Genomic DNA, 1,991 nt, shown 5'->3' on the forward strand with positions numbered 1-1,991 from the left:
GAACAGCGCCGCATGATCCGGCGCCCACTGCAGCGAGGCGTTGGCCAAGATCAGATCCACCGGTGCAGCGGGCTTCCAGTCTTCAAGATCGCCCTGCACCCAGTCTACGTCGTCCGGCAAACCCCGCGCCTGTTCCAGCATGGCGGCGCTGGAATCCAGTCCATGCACCTGCGCATCCGGCCAACGCCGCTTCAGCAAGGCGGCGTGCTGGCCCGTGCCGCAGCCTATGTCCCAGACTTCGCGCGGCGTCAGGTCGTCCGGAAGCTGCGACAGCAGATCGATGGCCGCGCGATCACGCTGGCGCTCGAAACGGTTGTATTGCTGGGGATCCCACGCCGGCGACGTCATCGTCATACTTCTCCCTCGACTATCGCAAGAAGCGATTCGAGGGAGAATGGTACAGCCTCTCAGGATTGAACTGAGGACCTCCGGCTCCACAAACCGGCGCTCTAACCAGCTGAGCTAAGGCTGCACATCTCTGCGCGAGGGCGGTTCTCTAGCGGGCCTCGCCGTCGGGGGCAAGCGGCCATTTCGTCCTCGCGCAGGATTTTATGTTTTATCCCCGTCAGTTCCAGCCGCGGCTGGCGATATACTGCTGAAGTTGCATCAGGCGGGTCTGATCCGATGGATGGGTCGAGGCGAATTCCGGCGTCCCAGACTGCCGCCCTTCAGCCATGGCGCGCCACAGGGCCAGCGATTCCGACGGCTTGTAGCCGGCGGCCGCCATGTAATCGACGCCCAGCCTATCCGCTTCCAGCTCATGGCTGCGCGAGAACGGCAACAGCACGCCCAGTTGCGCGCCCATGCCGCCAAAGGCCTGAACCGCCTGGCTGTAATCCCCAGCCTGACTTTGCACCGCGCCCAGGATCAGGCCTGTCGTCTGGGTGGTCGAGGCGCGTTCAGCGGCATGACGGGCGATGACGTGGCCGACCTCATGGCCGATCACGGCCGCCAGTTGGTCGTCGTTCTTGGCGATGGCCAGCAGTCCCGTCGTCACCCCCATGTGACCCGACGGCAGGACGAAGGCGTTCGGCGTGGCGTCGTCGAACACCGCATACTCCCAATGGCGATTGGTCAGATTGGCCGCCTGGACGATGCGATCGCCCACCCGGCGCACCCGTGCGTTCTGAGCCGTATTGTTCGACACCTTCTGCGTTCGCAGCGTCTCGGCCCAGGCCGCCTGCGACTGCTGGACCAGCACGCCGTCGTCGATGAAGACCAACTGATTGCGGCCCAGGGCCTCATTATAGGCGCAGGCGCCGACGCCGGCGCCCAAGACACCAGTGGTGATAGCCAGGGCGAGCATAAGGGGCTTACGAGACATCGGTCCTCCGGAACAGTCAGTGAGCCATAATGCACAGGCAGACCGCCTGGCTCCATGCCTGACGCCGTAAAGTGCGTTTCCAACGCCGCGTTTCATTGCCCCCTCGGCCACTGCGCCTGGGCAAATGGAAAAAGCGCCCCGAGGCGAAACCTCGAGGCGCTTCTTTTCGTTCTGTGCGATCGCTCGCTTAGTCCAGGTTAAACGGCACCCGGACCACGAACTTGGCGTTCGTTGCAGCGCCGTCGACCGTGCGGGGCGAAAGCTGCCCGCGTTGGACGATGCGGACGGCCGCAGCGCCGAAGCCCATGCCCGACGGCTCTTCCGAGACGACACGGCAACCTTCGGGCTTCCCGCTCGGGGTCACCGTGCACTCGACCGTAGCCGAACCACCCACGCCGCGATCAAGAGCGCGTTGCGGGAAGTCCCGTTCGGTCGGACGCGGCGGGCGAGCCCACTGCGGGTTGGTGATCACCGAAGGACGCGGCGGCGCGGGCGGCGCCGGCGGAGGCGGAGGACCAGGGACGATAACGGGCGGGCCCGTATATTCGACGCGGTCTTCCTTCTTCGTCGGCTCGATCGGCAAGGTCACCGGAGGCGGAGGCGCCTGGGTGTTGACGACCGGCTCGCGCACCTGAAGCTTCGGCGGCGGAGGTGTATCCGGCGGCGG

3 protein-coding genes and 1 tRNA gene are annotated in these 1,991 nt (G+C 65.5%); all 4 read right to left on the reverse strand.

The genetic code is table 11. The annotated features are described in order from the left end of the window. Window positions 1–354 (reverse strand): methyltransferase domain-containing protein (locus FM111_RS13650; protein WP_143276127.1); only part of this gene is annotated, 354 nt, incomplete at its 3' end. A 41-nt stretch (window positions 355–395) separates the two neighbouring features. After that, window positions 396–472 (reverse strand) — tRNA-His (locus tag FM111_RS13655). 93 nt (window positions 473–565) lie between these two features. Further along, window positions 566–1,324: a M48 family metallopeptidase gene (locus FM111_RS13660; protein ID WP_179205111.1), complete on the reverse strand. Its 759-nt coding sequence runs from the start codon at window positions 1,322–1,324 to the stop codon at window positions 566–568. Between the two features lie 187 nt (window positions 1,325–1,511). Next, the coding region (locus FM111_RS13665) for an energy transducer TonB (protein ID WP_087141478.1) at window positions 1,512–1,991 on the reverse strand (480 nt) is incomplete at its 5' end.

The organism is Brevundimonas diminuta 3F5N (assembly GCF_900163625.1).
GTDB lineage: Bacteria > Pseudomonadota > Alphaproteobacteria > Caulobacterales > Caulobacteraceae > Brevundimonas > Brevundimonas diminuta_A.

Excerpts from the sequence above, each read along its gene's own strand:
- FM111_RS13660 (WP_179205111.1), bottom strand. The coding sequence starts at position 1,324 with ATGTCTCGTAAGCCCCTTATGCTCGCCCTGGCTATCACCACTGGTGTC.